We start from the raw sequence: 14,923 nt of genomic DNA on the forward strand, positions 1-14,923 counted from the left end.
GGGAACACAACACTGGGGGTAGACCGTGGGCGAACCATACTTCCGCACACAGCGACCAGAAGATCCACTAAGCACGTTTAGTCAAGGCATTCGCGATATTTACTGGAATGCCTTCGGTCACTTCGCCACACCCGGGGCAAGTGTTGATGACGTCGACCTGGAAGTAGTGGCCATGAGGGAAGCAACCGGCTGGACTAAAGGCTCGGTTGAGCAAGCGATCTTTTCCCATGCACGTCTACAGCACTTACCGAAACTACGAGCACTCCAGGCCAAGACGCGTGTGATGGATCTGCAGCATTTACGTGCCATCGATACGGTGCTTGCCGAGCTTGGCCCACAGATTACTGATGAGGCGTATGCCGATTTTGATGAGATGTTGACTACTACGTTTACCCCAACACGGCCTGGGCAGCACACCCCACAAACCACCACGATTACTCGTCGTATCCGGGAGATGATCAAACGCATTGACCCAACCTGCGCCTACCAACCAAAGCGGCGCATGCAACGCAAAACACAGGCACACGCGGCTGATGATGCGGTGATCTTTGAGGTGTCTGCACAGTCCGGCACGGTCAAAACACTGGTTACGTTGGCTACCAACCCGTTGACGGCACAGGTCGTACGCGAGCACGTGTTGGCTACTGCACGGGAGCATAAAACCTCCATGGCCGATGCGATGGTGAAACTACTTTCCGGGGAGATCACCCCAACCAAGACCACGCTGCATGTGTTTGTGCCGAAAGACCGCGCGCCTGGTGGGCCAGCCTATGTACCAGGAGTAGGTGCCTTGACCCCAGAAGCTACCGCGGCGCTCGATGACCTGCTGGCGTCAGCGAAGGTCACCGAAGTGGATATGGAGGCGGAACTTCAAGCACATACGGATAGCTACACCCCAACCGAAGCAATGCGACGCGTCGTGTGTGCTCGTCACACGCATTGTGTGTTCCCGGGATGCACGGTGCCGTCATTGAGGTGTCAGTTGGATCACCGGATCCCGTTTGGCCAGGGTGGCAAAACCACACCGGGAAACCTGTACCCGTTGTGTCAGAAGCACCACAACTTGAAAACCGATAAGCGTGGGTTCTACGTGCCGGATCCGGATACGGGTGAAATCTTGTGGCTTTTTGCCAACGGCACCTATGAAACCTGCACGCCGGATAGCCTGATTGCACACAACACCCAAGCGCAGGCCCCACGGTGGAAGAGCAACCTTGAGCAAGTGTGCCAGCGTCGCAGCCGAGTGGCGCAGTTCTACGCCAAGGGCCACAAAATACTGGATGATTTTGATAACCACCACAACCTTGAACAGGCCGATGCCCAGATCGCAGCCTTGGAGGAAGAATACAGCCTTCACTTCCCGATCAAGGCGGTGTTGCCGGAGCCGTTGCCAAAAGAACCCGATTTTTCCGAACCACCCTTCCCGGATCCAGAAGATGCCTACGGATGGGTGGAAGACTACGACCCAGAAGAACTCGTCGATACCCGACCCGAGTAAGAGAAGCCAGGTGGCCAGGCACCAACACAAAAACAGCCCGTTTTTCCGAAGGAGGCCTCGGCGTGGTTCCTGACTTGGGACAAATGAGGGCCGAAATGAGCGCCGAACTTTCACCAACCACAAGCCCAAGCCCAAATCCACAGGCCACAATGTCGAAGGGATCTTCAACGACCAACCGCGACCCAAGCCAGGCTAGATATCTATTGCAGCATTCTTTTTCTTGAAGGACAATCTCCGATTAAACAGCTTGTTTTCCTAGCGGAAGGAACTCCTGCCGTGTCAGACTTCTCAGCACAGCTTCAAGCGCTCCGATCGATGATCGAGTCCGGAGAGCATATTTCCGAAGACACTGATGGCCTCATCCAACTAGCTACACCAGGTGTCGTCCTTCCCTACTCCAACGGCACTCCGACCGAACATGGTTCGTACTTCGGTGGCAGGCCGTACCTTCCGGAAGGTGCGGCATGGCCCATCGCAAAGAGCGGTCAGCCACTGCTCCACATCATTCAGCTGAATTTTGCGGATATTGTCGGTCATGTGCGTGCGGAGGGGGCGTCGACAAGCGAAGCAACTCTCGACGGATTGATTCCGGAATCAGGAATTTTTCAACTCTTTGTCGGCGCTGATCCCCTCAGCGGCGGATTTACTTCAGATTCGCCTGGCGACGGCATGGAGATTCGCTATATCCCTGAGCCTGCGGAAGGCTTTGGCAACCACAGCTTCCCTGGACCGCATACCGCGGAGCCTGCTGACTTCGATGAAGAGCACGAGGATTTTTGTTCCCCGTTTAGCAAGGATCTTGGGGAGGTTATGAACTCTCCGATTTCCTTGTCTAGTGCAGTGGCAATGATCCCTCCCACTGACCAAGCAGTGTACGAGGCGTTGGAGTCCGAAAAGGACGACGACTTTCTTGATAACGATGAGTACTTTGACGAGCTAGTTGAGTTGCGAGCCGCAGCCAGCAACCAAAGCAACATTATGCTTGGCGGTTTCCCCGCTTTCGCCCAAGACCCTTTTCAGCCTGATGGGTACGTTCACTTCCTGGAAATTGATTCCACATATCTGGAAGAAGAAGAGCTTCCCTTCGAAGCGATGTGGGGTGATTTAGGTGTGGCCCACGTATTTCTGCACCCGGACGCATTGAAGAAAATGCAGGCCGGCGAGGCCGTGGTGTACCGCTCCGAAAACACCGGCACGGCCGATGGGGCTGTTTTCTACTGGGACTGTGGCTAGTTTCCCCCTACCCATCCCCCACAAAATCAACTAGAATCCCAAAGCATGGTTAACGAGAAACTCAAAGAAGCAATGACCCAGCAGGTCACCGAGGAATACCGCGCGGCTTACATCTACCGCTACCTGGCAAACGAGATGGACGCCCTGTCCTTCCCGGGCCTGTGCTCTTGGTTTGCCGCCCAGGCCCAGGAGGAGTGTGACCACGCGCAGAAGTTCGCGCAGCACCTCATTGACCGTGGTGAGCGCGTGAAGCCACACGACATCACGATCGACGCACCCGAGATCAGCACCCCGCTCGACGCCTTCCGCGCAGCACTTGCGCACGAGAAGAAGGTCTCCGAGCAGATCCGCGAAATCACGCGCATTGCTGATGAGGTGGGCGACCTCGGTTCACGCGCTCTGCTGAACTGGTTCCTGGAGGAGCAGATTCAGGAAGAGTCCACGGTGGGCGAGATTGTGGATCAGCTTGAGCTTGTTGGCACCGACGGTTCGGGCCTTCTGCGTATCGACGCTGCGCTGTCCAACCGCAGCACCAACGAGTAGGCCACCGAGTAGGCCACCACATAAACAACTGCAGGTAAACGCCCGTTGAATTTGGGGCGAAACCTGTACAAACACCGCCTCTAGCGGTGGCGATTTAGACGCGTGTCATTGACCATGTTGGCGTGACACGCGTTTCTCGTCGTTCGTTTTTCCGCCGCGCCGCAGCCGTCGGTGCGGTGGGTGCGGGACTTGCAACGCAGGCGTTTGCGCAAAGCATGCAGCCGGCGCCGTCGCGGATGCCGCTGACACAAGAAGAGCTGGCACCCCTGCCGTTTGTTCACGGTGTTGCCTCCGGCGACCCGCTGCCAGATGCCGTGGTTATCTGGACGCGCGTAACCCCTGATGAGTACGCCTGGCCGGGCTCCGGAAGAGGATCGCCAACCCCGCTGCGCTGGGAGGTGGCGCAGGATCAGGAGTTCACGCGGATCGTTCGGGAAGGTCACGTGGTGGCTCAGGTTGGGAGGGATCATGGGGTGCACGTGGACGTCGATAAGCTTGAGCCCTCAAGCGTCTACTACTACCGCTTTGTGGTCACGGCCGGGCCGCACGAGGGGGCGACATCGCCGGTCGGGCGGACCAAAACCGCACCAGAAGGGCCGGTTGAGCTGCAGCGATGGGCCGTGGCATCGTGCGCGAACTATGAGGCCGGGTTCTTCGCCGCCTACCGCGACATGGCCGAACGCGCGTGGGACAACGAGCTGGACCTCACCGTGTTCTTGGGCGACTACATCTACGAATACGCACAAGGCGAATACTCCGGCTGGGGACCTGTGCGCCTGCACGAACCGGCGCACGAAACGCTGACACTTGCGGACTACCGCGCACGCTACGGTCACTACCGTACCGACCGGGACCTGCAGGCCGCGCACGCCGCGATGCCGTGGATTGTGGTGTGGGACGACCACGAAGTGGCCAACAACTTCTGGGCCGAAGGCGCCGATAACCATCAGGTGGATGAGGGGGATTTTCTGGAGCGCCGTGACGCTGCCATCCGCGCCTACTACGAATGGATGCCGGTTCGCACTACTGAGCCGTCGGCGGAAGGCCACATCTACCGCTCCTTTAGGTTCGGGGACCTGGTGGAACTGACCGTTATGGACCTGCGCACCTACCGTGATGTGGAGTTTTGGAAAGGCGGCCGCCGCCAGCCTGGGGACGCCCGCAGCATGCTCGGCGCTGAACAGTACAACTGGCTCATAGACACCCTCCACGAGTCCGATACAACGTGGAACGCGCTGGGCAACTCCGTGATGTTCTCACCCATGCGCCTCGGCGCGGTGATGCAAAGCCCGAAGACACGCCCGGTGGCAGCGGCGTTGTCGTCCAATATCCTCACCGCCACGGCACCTGCCTACGAGCACTTGCCGCTCAATGGCGACCAGTGGGACGGCTTCGACTTTGAACGCCGCCGCGTAATCAACACCCTTGGGCGGCTAGGAAAAAACCCGATTTTTTTGACTGGGGACATCCACTCCGAATGGGCCCACACCATCTCGTATGAAGGCGAGCAGATCGGCTGCGAAGTTGTGTGCGCCTCTATCACCGCGCCGAACGTGGCCGAGTCGCTGAAGGTGCCCGGTAGCAGCACGCTTATCAACGCCGCCACCCGCTATATCCGCGCCGCCAACCCGAGCCTGCACCACGTTGCCATGGCCACGCACGGCTACTGCGCCGTGACGATCACCCCCGACGCCGTCCACACGAACTGGCGGCGTGTGGACGACATCCTCAACTCCCACTCTGCCGTCTCCCCGGGCACGTCGTTAACCTGGCGCAGGGGCTCGGGTTTTACCCCTGTGCCCGACTAGATTCCGGAGCGTCCTTCTTTGCGGAGCCGATGGAGGTGACGGCCTCACCCGGCTCGTGGGAGCACCAGTCATACAGCAGGCCCGCGGTTGCAAGTGCCCCAAGGAGACCCAGTGCGATCGTCCCAAGCTCGCGCAGGTTCGGGTCATTCATGAATGCGCCGAACTGCTCACCAATTGCACCGAACTGGTTGTAGTTGTTGGTGGAGTTATCCCAACCGTTGTTGCCAAGACCGAAGTCAAAGTTCACGTCCGAATTGAACTGGCGTGCCAGCGAGTTCAGCTGGTTGTTCACCTCAGTCATGTACGGCGCAGCCAGGTTGCCAGCAACGGCGCCCAGAATGCCGATTGGCAGCAGGTAGAACAGCGGAGAGGTGATGGCGTTTTCGAAGCACTTATTCACCGCGTCGCTGGAACCCTTGCCGTTGTTCGGATCCGTGTTAGGCACGGTTACCTGCACGTCAACGTTGGTGTTGTTCGGGCCCGGGACAGCCACCGTGTAGTCACCCGGCTTGGTGCCGCCAGGAACGTGAACGATGATGTTGTCGCCGTCCTTGGTGTAGGTCCAGCCTTCGGGGACCTTCACGTCACCGTTACCACCCGGGGTCACAATGACCACGTTGTTGCCGTCATTCTTCGGCAGCTCCGGAACCTCAACGGTGATTTCCTTGCTTTCCTTCGACCCGTCCGGGTTGGTGATGGTCACCGGGATGGTGATCTTGGTGCCCGGCTGCACACCATTCGGGATGTTGATGGTGATCTGGCCGTTACCTGGGGTAACAGCAGGCGGCGTGCTGCCGTCCGGCACCTCGGGGGTCTTGTCCTTGTCAATCTCAACCGTTGCGTCCGGACCCTTCGGCACAACAATCACGATGGTGGTGTTGTTGTTCGGGTTCGGGTTGCTCGGCGTATCCGGCTGCTTCGGATCCTTCACAATGACCTTGCCCGGCACTGTTTCGGTCTTACCGGACTTCGGGTCCTTGACGTTGATGAGAATCGTCTTCTCGTCTCCATCCTTGGCGGTGTCCGGAATGGTCACCGTGATCGTGCCGGTGTTCGGGTCAACCTGCGGATCCCACTCGCCCAGGTCCTGCTCCGGGGTGATGGTGAACGTGGAGCCATCCACAACCTTGCCCGTGTGCTCCAGCTCAACCTTGGCACCCGGCTTGTCAGTAACCTCGCCGTAGCCCGGCTGGTTCAGCACAGTGACCTTCGCGGGCACTTGCTTATCGACGCTCCCGTCCGGGTACTCCACGTCCACCAGAATCGTCTTCTGATCACCCGGGTTCGCGGAGCCCGGGATGGTCACCGTGATGGTGCCGGTATTCGGGTCAACCTTCGGCGCCCAATCGCCCAGGTCCTGGCCCGGGGTGATGGTGAACGTGGAGCCTTCCGGCAGGTCCTTATTGTTCTGCTCCAGAGTGACCTCGGTGTTGACCTTGCCGTAGGTCTCGCCGTAGCCCGGGGTGTGCAGGTTATTCGCGTCATCCTGCACCTTCACCACGGTGGTGATGGTGTCACTCGAGCCATCGGTGTAGGTGACCTTCACGTTGAAGGTGGCCTCATCGCCGTGCTTCGCACCCTTCGGTGCCGTGACCTTCAGCGTGCCGTCCTTTGCCGGCTGCGCTGTCCAACCCTGCGGCGGGTTAACAACGGTGTAGGTCGCGCCAACGGCGTGGCCGCGCACGTTGCCCGGCTGGGTCTTCAGCGCAACATCGACGGATGCACCCGGCTTCACCGTGCTCGGGGAGTTGTAGGCCGGGGCAAACTTCTGCACTGGGACGGAGCCAACAAACAGGGCAGAATCCTGGTTAACTTGGCCGCTTCCATCAACAACGCGGAGCACCTGGGCCGTGTTGTAGGACTCATGCGCCGAATCCTTGGTAGCTTCGCGCGGCTGAGCAAGCAGCTCTACGTCAACCTTGGCGGCCTTCTTGTTGTCATCAGCGCCGGTTGCGCCCTTGGGAAGGGTGACAAAGACCTTGCCCGAGGCATCCACAAGCACCTTGGCGCCCTCGATCTTCTTACCAGCGATGGAGACGTTGCCGGTCAAGCGTGCGTAGTCAGACGCAGCACCGTTGGAAACGGTGATGCCGGTGTGTATTCCTTACCGTCCGCAATAATCGGCTGGGACTTCTTCTCAGATGGCGTGAGCGGCAAACAATCATCCGACTCAATCGGCCACGGCGCGACATTGACCACAGCCTCCGGGCTTACGCGAGACCGCTCGTGCGCCCTGATCGTTGGCGAGGTGATCTTCCAGGCCCACGTCTGCGCCCCCGTCGAGGCAGGGTCCACACCAAGCGTCCCGTGAGCGATCTGCTTCTGCCCCTGGGCCAGGGAGAACTGATCAGGCTTCACCGGAGACAAATCGGTGATGTCCAAGACCGCATTTTCGCCGCTATCGAGCGGGCCGGCATCGTAGCTGCCCTTACTGCGCATTTCTACGGAATAGTTGTGCGCCGCAGACTGCAGGGCCTCATTCTCCACGGTGATATTCGCCTTCGCGGATTCAAAAATGCGCTCACCCTCAGGGTCCAGGGTGATCCACGGAGTGAACTGGGTGTTGCCAGCGTCCAGACCAACGCCAACCGTCACGCCGCTCTGAGACTGCGCAAAGGCACGTCCTGGCGACACCGTAGTGGTGTTGATAGACAGCACCACGGTGCATTGCCCCTGCTCCGGGTTCGATACCCGCCCCGGAGGGCTGACGAACTCCGCCGGTAGTGCGTGCGCCTGCGGCGCTACAACGGCCGACGCCCCAAGGGCCAGTGCCACCACCCCAGCCGCTGTTTTCTTTGCGATTCCTTACGGTTTCATAAACATCCTTGCATGCATCTCACGGGAAGGTCAGAAGTACCTGAGTTTTTACAGATTATTTCACTATCCGGAAATTTCCAGCCGATTGCAAGCTTTTTCGGGAATTAATTTCAGCGCCACACCCACGGCGCCCGCGGCAGCCGCGACGGATCGAAGCTTCCAAGCAGGTCAGAAGGGTCCGCACCGATTGATTCTGCAAGCATGTGGAGCACCCCTTGCACCCCGCTTGCTTGCGCCATCTCGCGCAACGTCACCGCACCGTCCCGCTTAGCCAAGCGTTTATTCTCAGCATTGACCACCAGCGGCACGTGCACATACTCAGGTTCCTCATATCCCAATAAGGAAGCTACATAAGCCTGGGCAGGTGCGGAAAACAGCAAGTCATCACCACGCACGACTTGGTCGACGCCCTGGAAGCCGTCATCCACAACCACCGCAAGGTTGTACGCCCAGTCCCCCGCCTGTGCCTGATCGAAGCGACCACCGCGGCGCAAAATCACGTCATCCACCGGGCCCGTGAACTCCCCGTGGTAGAAGTCGCGTACGGTCCACTCGCGAACGTCTGCACGCAGGCGGATTGCGGGGAGGCGGCCTTCGGAGGAGAGCGTTAGGCGTCGAAAAGCACGAAGCTCCTCCGGAAGATCCCTGCAGGTGCCGGGGTACATGCCGGGCTGGGCATGCGGCGCGGACGCGGCCTCCCGGATGTCGCGGCGCGTGCAATAACACTCATAGGTGGGCAGCGCGGCCAGCGCCTGCGCATAGGCGTCACCCCGATCGTGCTGGTACAGCACCGGCTCATCCCACTCAATCCCAAGCGCGGCGAGGTCCTCTAGCTGGCGCTTCGCGGACTCCGCACTGGAACGCTCCGAATCAATATCCTCCACCCGCATGTAAAAATTGCGGCCAGACTGGCGCGCGAACAACCACGCCAACACCGCCGTGCGCAGGTTGCCAAAATGTAAATCCCCACTCGGGCTTGGCGCATACCTGCCGGCTGGACCTTGGAACATGGCGTTGTACCCCTAGACTTAGCGTTCCTGAATCGGCGTGAATGTCAAACGTAAATCCAATGCGGCAACAATCTTGAGTAGCGTCTCGACGGTTGGATTGCCAACCCCATTTTCAATACGGCTAAGTTCAGCCTGCTGGATACCAGCAGCATCAGCTACAGACTGCTGCGTGGCACCACAATCATGTCGCGCTGACGCCAGAGCAGCACCCACCGCCTTGCGCTCCGCAAGCTCCGCAGTAAAAGCGCGTGCTGCTGAACCACGAATCACTTCAGCTGCCGGTGATGCTGAATCCCGATATGGCCGAACAAAGTCCTCAAATTTTGTAGTTCTCATTTTTTATCCCACTTCCTCCAGATCGCGCATCTTGAGCAATGTTATGTGTTTTATCACATACGAGCAAGTGCGTGTTAGGTTCTTCTCCAGCGTCCAGCGCAGCCCTTGCCGCGCGGATCTCTTTTTGCTCCTGCTTTCGGCTTGGATTGCGCAGCTTGTTATACCCTCCAAGCAGCAAGACAACTTTCCTACCGTAGAACGTGCAATAGACACGGATGAGCACCCGTTTCTTTCGCCACCCTTGAGGGATTTCGTCGCCTAGATCTGGCGGCCCATACTCCTGCAGGATCGTTCCCAAATCGCGTCTTATTCGCAATTCGTAGAGACCTTTTCCTAAGCTTTTGCCCCACTCAGTAGCACAGATCTCAATCCCCAGCGAAGCCAGAACGTGCTCAATCGTTGCGTCCCTCCCACGTGACTCACATGAGCAGATACTTACCCCAAAAGTCCGTCTCAGATCTTACTGAGAACATTCATACTACGAGGTTGCGTGAGCGGGCTGAAACCGTGGGGAGACCCTATTTCTGTTTACCCGCGTAGTAGCGGCCCAAGAACTCGTCGCGGAAGGCCTCATAGTTGCCGTTATCAATGGCAGCGCGGATGTTGTCCACCAGTCGGACCATGAACTCAACGTTGTGCATGGTGCACAGCGTGCCTGCCAAAAACTCCTTCGCTTTGAGCAGGTGGTGGATGTAGGCGCGCGAGTAGTTCTCAGACACATAGCCGCCGAACTCCTCGTCCACACCGGAAAAGTCACGCTTGAAGCGCGCACCCATCAGGTTCAGGCGCCCATCTAGCGTGTAGACGCCGCCGCGGCGACCCAGGCGGGTCGGCGCCACGCAGTCAAAGGTGTCCGCACCGGCCTCGACGGCGGTAAAGATGTCATCCGGCTCAGAAATCCCCAGCAGGTGGCGCGGTTTGTCCGCCGGAAGCTCATCAGTCACCCAGCCGACAATCGTGCCCAGGTTTTCCTTTTCCAGTGCACCGCCAATGCCGAAGCCGCCGAAGCCACGACGGCCGGCCTCACGCGCCTCGCGGTCTAGCTCCAGAAGGCCACGCGTTGCGTGCCTGCGCAGATCCTCATACTGCGCACCCTGCACCACGCCCCACAACGACTGCTTTGGGCGGTGTGTACGCAGCTCAGTGAGTCGGTGATGTTCATCAAGACAGCGCTTCGCCCAACGACGGGTTCGCTCCACGGAGTGCTCCTGGTACTCGCGGGTGTCCACCAGGGTGGTCAGCTCATCGAAGGCGAACATGATGTCCGCGCCCAGCTGGTGCTGGATCTGCATGCTCACCTCGGGCGTGAAGCGGTGGGAGGAGCCGTCGATGAAAGACTTGAAATCCACCCCGTCATCATCCACACGCGCCATGCGGTCCTTGTTTGCTGCGCGAATGTCGCCCTCCACAAGACCTGCGGTATCCATGGCAAGGACCTTCTTAAACCCAACGCCCAAGCTCATCACCTGGAAGCCACCCGAATCCGTGTAAGTCGGCCCGTGCCAGTTCTCAAAGGCAGCCACGCCACCGGCCTCATCCACAATCTCCGGACCCGGCTGCAAATACAGGTGGTAGGCGTTGGACAGGATCGCCTGCGCGCCGGTGGAGCGGATCTGCTCCGGCGTCAACGTCTTCACCGTTGCCTTCGTGGCAACCGGAATGAACGCCGGCGTTTGAATATCACCGTGCGGGGTATGAATTACGCCCGTGCGGCCATGCTTGCCCGGCTCGTTGTACAGCTCCGTAGTCAGGTCGAATTCTTTCATCGCGCAGCTCCTTCCAGCTCAGGCTCCAGCCCCTCCAGCTCAGTGCCCTCCACGTCTACTTCCGGCAAGACCTTGTCCAGCCACTTCGGTATCCACCACGTGGACGGGCCCATCAAGAACATCGTCGCCGGCACCAACGCCATACGCACAAAGAAGGCATCAAACAAAACGGCGGCACCCAGAGCGAAGCCGAAAATCTGAATAAACGGCAACGGCTGGTTGATGAATGCCACGAAGACCGCGATCATAATAATCGCCGCCGCGGTAACCACGCGCGCGCCCTGGGCGAAGCCTTCGACGGTGGAGTGGACTACGGCGCGTCGATAAGCATGAGGCTCCTTGTCGCGCAAGAGGTGCAAATAATGCTCCCGCATGCGGGTGACTAGGAAAACCTGGTAATCCATGGCCAGGCCGAAGGTGACACCGATGAGGAAGATGGGCAAGAACGACAAGATCGGCGTCGGCGTGTTTACCAGACCCCACAGCCCGTCCTGCCACACCAAGACCGTCAGGCCGAACGCAGCGCCGACGGAGAGCAAGAAACCCAGACCAGCAACCAGCGGAACCAAGATGGAGCGGAACACCACCATCAGCAACACAATGGCCAAACCAACCACAATGGCCAGGTAAAGCGGCATCGCCTTGGCAAGCTCCTCAGTGATGTCCATCTGCACCGCAGTCAGACCCGTCAAGCCGATGTCAACGCCGGTAGCGTCCTCAACCTGCTGGTTGTTCTCCCGCAGACCATGCGCCACCTTCAGCGTGTACTCCTCCTCAGGGCCGCCGTCAGGAGTGGCCATGATCTGCGCGGCAGTGAAATCCTCATTCACATTCACCAACTGCGCATGCACCACGCCACTGACGCTGTTCGCCTCCTGCGCGGCGTAGAGGAAACTAGCCAGCGCCGCCTTCTGCGCGCGGCCACCCGCCTCATCCGGCATCGCCGCCATGTACGGCTGCAGGATCTCCGCATCCGGGTTCACCCCGTGGGCGTCCACCACCAGCAGCAGCGGCGCATTCACGCCAGGGCCGAAGCCTTCCGCCATCAAATCCGCGGACTTACGCTGCGTGGTGTCCAAGTTGGAGGTGGAGTCAGACGGCAACGCCATCTGCAGCCCCAACACCGGGGCGGACATGGCGCCAAGCGCCACAATCACCACGGCCATCACCAACGCCGGGAAGCGGCGCACAAAGTTCACCCAGTTGCGGCCCATGGATCGCTCATTGAGGTGCTCGCCAGCAATCTTGGGAATGCGCCCGGCGAACGCCTTGTTGCCCCACGCGCCAAGCAGCGCCGGCAGCATGGTCAACGCCACCAGCACAGACACGAACACCGTAAAGGCCGCGGCCACACCCATCCAAGACAAAAACTCAATGCCGGCAAGCACCAGCGCAACCAGCGCGACAAACACTGTGGCGCCGGCGAACACCACGGAACTACCTGCCGTGCCCACCGCCATACCGGCCGCATCCGGGCCACTGCGGGTCTTGCGCTCCTGGCGGTAACGCGACAAGATAAACAGCGAGTAATCAATACCCACCGCAAGACCAATCATCACCGCCAAAACCGGGGTGACGTCATTGAGCTCCACCCAATGCGTGGTGCTCAAAATGGCTAGCGCGCCGATGCCCACGCCCACAATCGCGGACACGATGGGCATGGTGGACGCCGCAAACGAGCCGAACGTGACCAGCAGCACCAAAAACGCCACGCCGATACCGATCAGCTCTGAGGTGGTGTTGACCTCAATCGGCTCGCCGTAACCGGCACCGCCCGCCTCCACTTGGAGGCCAGCCGCGCGGCCAATGTCCATCGCATCAGCCACAACCTGGCGGTCCTCTTCCGTGACCTCAAAGTTGGACTCTGCATCAAACTCAAAGGTGGTGTAGCCAATCCTGCCGTCATCAGACAAAAGGCGCACGTTGTACGCATCTTTTTGGGCCGCCTCCTCCGGCAGACCCATCTGCGTCATCTGGCCAACAATGGTCTCCTGCAGCTGCTGATTCACCAGCACCGGGTTGCCAAAGCGCTCCGTGCCGCGCACTTCAAGGTGCTCATCAATATGGGCGATCACCTCATCCATCGCAGTCATATACGACGGATCCGTCAGCTGCTGGCCTTCAGGGGCAGCAAACACCAAGTTCACACCAGGTGCCGTGGCCACGTTGCCGCCGCCAGGGAAGTTGCGCTCCATCGTGTCCAGCGCGTCAATCGCCGGGGTGCCATCAATGGCAAAGTTTGAGGTAAACGGCTTTGAAAGCGAAAACGCCGCACCGGCAGAAGCAGCCAAGATCAGCAGCCAGGCGATGATCACCTTCCACTTATTCAGGTAGGACCAGCGTCCCAGCTTGTACAGCAGCTTCGCCAATGGGTTTCCATCCTCGGACTAGGAGTGCGAACGTTGGATTCTGTTTAAAAAACCGGCACCGCCTGCCTTGCAGGTGATGCCGGTTTAAAAGTTTAGTGGCGGTAGCGGCGGGATTTGAACCCGCGGAGGTTTTACCCTCACTCGCTTTCGAGGCGAGTACCTTCGGCCGCTCGGACACGCTACCGCAAGCTAGCGTAACGGTTGCGTGCCCGCGTGGCCAAATTCACCACGCCAAGCAGGCACTAGTTGTTCTCTGCCTCGCGCTCCTCGCGCTTGTCTTCTACCTTCGCGGCAACCTCGTTAGCCTTGTCCTCCACCTTCTCGGCGACCTCGCTGGCCTTGTCCTTAATAGCGTCGCCAGCGTTAGCCACGCTCTCCTTGACGTTGCCAATCAGGCTGTCGGCCTTGCCCTCGTTCTGCAGCTTCTCGTTGTCGGTCAGCTCGCCGAGGCCTTCCTTGATGTTGCCCTTGATCTGGTCGCCCTTGCCTTCCAAAGCCATGGTGTGCTCCTTTTCGTTTTATTGGTTAATAACATCTCCAACCATAGGCGCACTACCAGCTGCGGCGCCATAACAATTCAGTCACGTAAACCGTTGAAAAAGGTGCTCATCAGCTGGCTAGTTGCTGCCTCCAGCACCCCGCCGCGCACCTCCACGGTGTGCAGGTGCCGCGGGTCCCTCAGCGCATCCAGCACGCTGCCCACCGCCCCAGTCTTCGGTTCAAAAGCACCAAACACCAGCGAGGACACCCGGGCACCTAGGATCGCCCCGGCACACATCGTGCACGGCTCCAGCGTGACCACCAGCTCGCACCCATCCAGCCGCCACGTCCCCAGGTTCTTGGCAGCTTGGCGGATCGCCTCCACCTCCGCATGAGCCGTTGGATCGCAGTTTGCTAATCGACGATTCGTCCCCACCCCAACCACCTCCCCACCCGGCCCGTAGACAATTGCCCCCACGGGCACATCCCCGGGCGGGGTTGTTCGGGCAATGGCGATAGCCTCACGCATCCGCTCTTCTGCTCTACTTTTTGGAAGCACGGAGGAACTCGTCTGCAAAGTCCAGGTCCTCGGCGATAGTGAGCGCGAGGTCGTGGGGCGCCGGATCGCTGTCAAGCAAAATGCTCATCACCTGCTCTGAAAGACCCAGGTCAGCGAGGATGTCAAAGTTGCCGTCGGCCCACGCGTCCGTGTTATCGAGCTGGTCCAGGTCAATGTCCGGGATCTCAAAACCGGCCTCTTCCAGGGCGTCTGCGGCGAAGTCGTCGTCGACGGCCATTGTGGCGTCGCTAATCAGGACCCGCACGCTGCTCGGGCCGGGGCGGACGATGAGCAGGTACTCATCCTCCACATTCAACATCGCGAACGCCGGACCCTCACTGCGCAGGGCGCGCACCGCGTCAATGGAAGTTGATATGTCCTCAAAATCATCCCTGAACCGGCGCACTGACCAGCCAGAATCCGTCCTTGCGACGGTAAGGGCATACCCCTCACTGTAAGAGTGGCTCATGGTTTCAACAGCGTAGTCGGCACGCGGCAGTTACA

At 59.5% G+C, this 14,923-nt stretch carries 13 protein-coding genes and 1 tRNA gene; 4 read left to right on the forward strand and 10 right to left on the reverse strand.

Translation table 11 applies throughout. From position 1 onward, the window contains the following. Nucleotides 1-25: 25 nt before the first annotated feature. From AK829_RS09240 to AK829_RS09255, 4 genes are all read left to right on the forward strand, one after another. Nucleotides 26-1,498, forward strand: a complete 1,473-nt coding sequence (locus AK829_RS09240; RefSeq protein WP_157045339.1) for an HNH endonuclease signature motif containing protein — start codon at nucleotides 26-28, stop codon at nucleotides 1,496-1,498. A gap of 276 nt (nucleotides 1,499-1,774) precedes the next feature. After that, nucleotides 1,775-2,731 (forward strand): DUF1963 domain-containing protein, encoded by a 957-nt coding sequence (locus AK829_RS09245; RefSeq protein WP_052205586.1) that lies wholly within the window; start codon nucleotides 1,775-1,777, stop codon nucleotides 2,729-2,731. A gap of 45 nt (nucleotides 2,732-2,776) precedes the next feature. Continuing rightward, entirely contained in the window at nucleotides 2,777-3,274 is a 498-nt protein-coding gene (locus AK829_RS09250; protein ID WP_052205587.1) for a ferritin, read from the forward strand. A 122-nt stretch (nucleotides 3,275-3,396) separates the two neighbouring features. Beyond that, on the forward strand, nucleotides 3,397-5,082 hold the full coding sequence (locus tag AK829_RS09255; RefSeq protein ID WP_052205588.1) for an alkaline phosphatase D family protein: 1,686 nt from the start codon (nucleotides 3,397-3,399) through the stop codon (nucleotides 5,080-5,082). On the opposite strand, the gene AK829_RS09260 is transcribed toward AK829_RS09255, so the two are convergent. From AK829_RS09260 to AK829_RS09310, 10 genes are all read right to left on the reverse strand, one after another. After that, the gene (locus AK829_RS09260) at nucleotides 5,063-7,132 is read right to left on the reverse strand and encodes a YPDG domain-containing protein (protein WP_052205589.1); all 2,070 of its coding nucleotides are present in this window, start codon (nucleotides 7,130-7,132) and stop codon (nucleotides 5,063-5,065) included. The genes AK829_RS09255 and AK829_RS09260 overlap by 20 nt on opposite strands. After that, on the reverse strand, nucleotides 7,129-7,857 hold the full coding sequence (locus AK829_RS09265; protein WP_157045340.1) for a hypothetical protein: 729 nt from the start codon (nucleotides 7,855-7,857) through the stop codon (nucleotides 7,129-7,131). The genes AK829_RS09260 and AK829_RS09265 overlap by 4 nt, the downstream gene beginning before the upstream one ends. Before the next feature lie 152 nt (nucleotides 7,858-8,009). Beyond that, nucleotides 8,010-8,909: a tRNA glutamyl-Q(34) synthetase GluQRS gene (gene gluQRS, locus AK829_RS09270; protein WP_052205591.1), complete on the reverse strand. Its 900-nt coding sequence runs from the start codon at nucleotides 8,907-8,909 to the stop codon at nucleotides 8,010-8,012. 18 nt (nucleotides 8,910-8,927) lie between these two features. Further along, on the reverse strand, nucleotides 8,928-9,245 hold the full coding sequence (locus AK829_RS09275; RefSeq protein WP_083278976.1) for a helix-turn-helix domain-containing protein: 318 nt from the start codon (nucleotides 9,243-9,245) through the stop codon (nucleotides 8,928-8,930). A 518-nt stretch (nucleotides 9,246-9,763) separates the two neighbouring features. Continuing rightward, nucleotides 9,764-11,011, reverse strand: coding sequence for a tRNA guanosine(34) transglycosylase Tgt (gene tgt / locus AK829_RS09285; protein ID WP_052205594.1), 1,248 nt, complete (start codon nucleotides 11,009-11,011; stop codon nucleotides 9,764-9,766). Then, nucleotides 11,008-13,380, reverse strand: a complete 2,373-nt coding sequence (locus AK829_RS09290) for an MMPL family transporter (RefSeq protein WP_052205595.1) — start codon at nucleotides 13,378-13,380, stop codon at nucleotides 11,008-11,010. Before AK829_RS09290 ends, tgt begins: the two co-directional genes overlap by 4 nt. A gap of 96 nt (nucleotides 13,381-13,476) precedes the next feature. Further along, nucleotides 13,477-13,564, reverse strand: a tRNA-Ser gene (locus AK829_RS09295). 58 nt (nucleotides 13,565-13,622) lie between these two features. Next, a complete protein-coding gene (locus AK829_RS09300; RefSeq protein WP_052205596.1) occupies nucleotides 13,623-13,880 on the reverse strand; it encodes a CsbD family protein in 258 nt (85 codons plus the stop codon). Between the two features lie 77 nt (nucleotides 13,881-13,957). Continuing rightward, a complete protein-coding gene (locus AK829_RS09305) occupies nucleotides 13,958-14,437 on the reverse strand; it encodes a nucleoside deaminase (protein ID WP_269745047.1) in 480 nt (159 codons plus the stop codon). Then, nucleotides 14,403-14,888, reverse strand: coding sequence for a tRNA adenosine deaminase-associated protein (locus AK829_RS09310; protein ID WP_052205598.1), 486 nt, complete (start codon nucleotides 14,886-14,888; stop codon nucleotides 14,403-14,405). The genes AK829_RS09305 and AK829_RS09310 overlap by 35 nt, the downstream gene beginning before the upstream one ends. Between the last annotated feature and the right edge of the window lie 35 nt (nucleotides 14,889-14,923).

Source organism: Corynebacterium riegelii (genome assembly GCF_001263755.1).
Classification (GTDB): Bacteria; Actinomycetota; Actinomycetes; order Mycobacteriales; family Mycobacteriaceae; genus Corynebacterium; species Corynebacterium riegelii.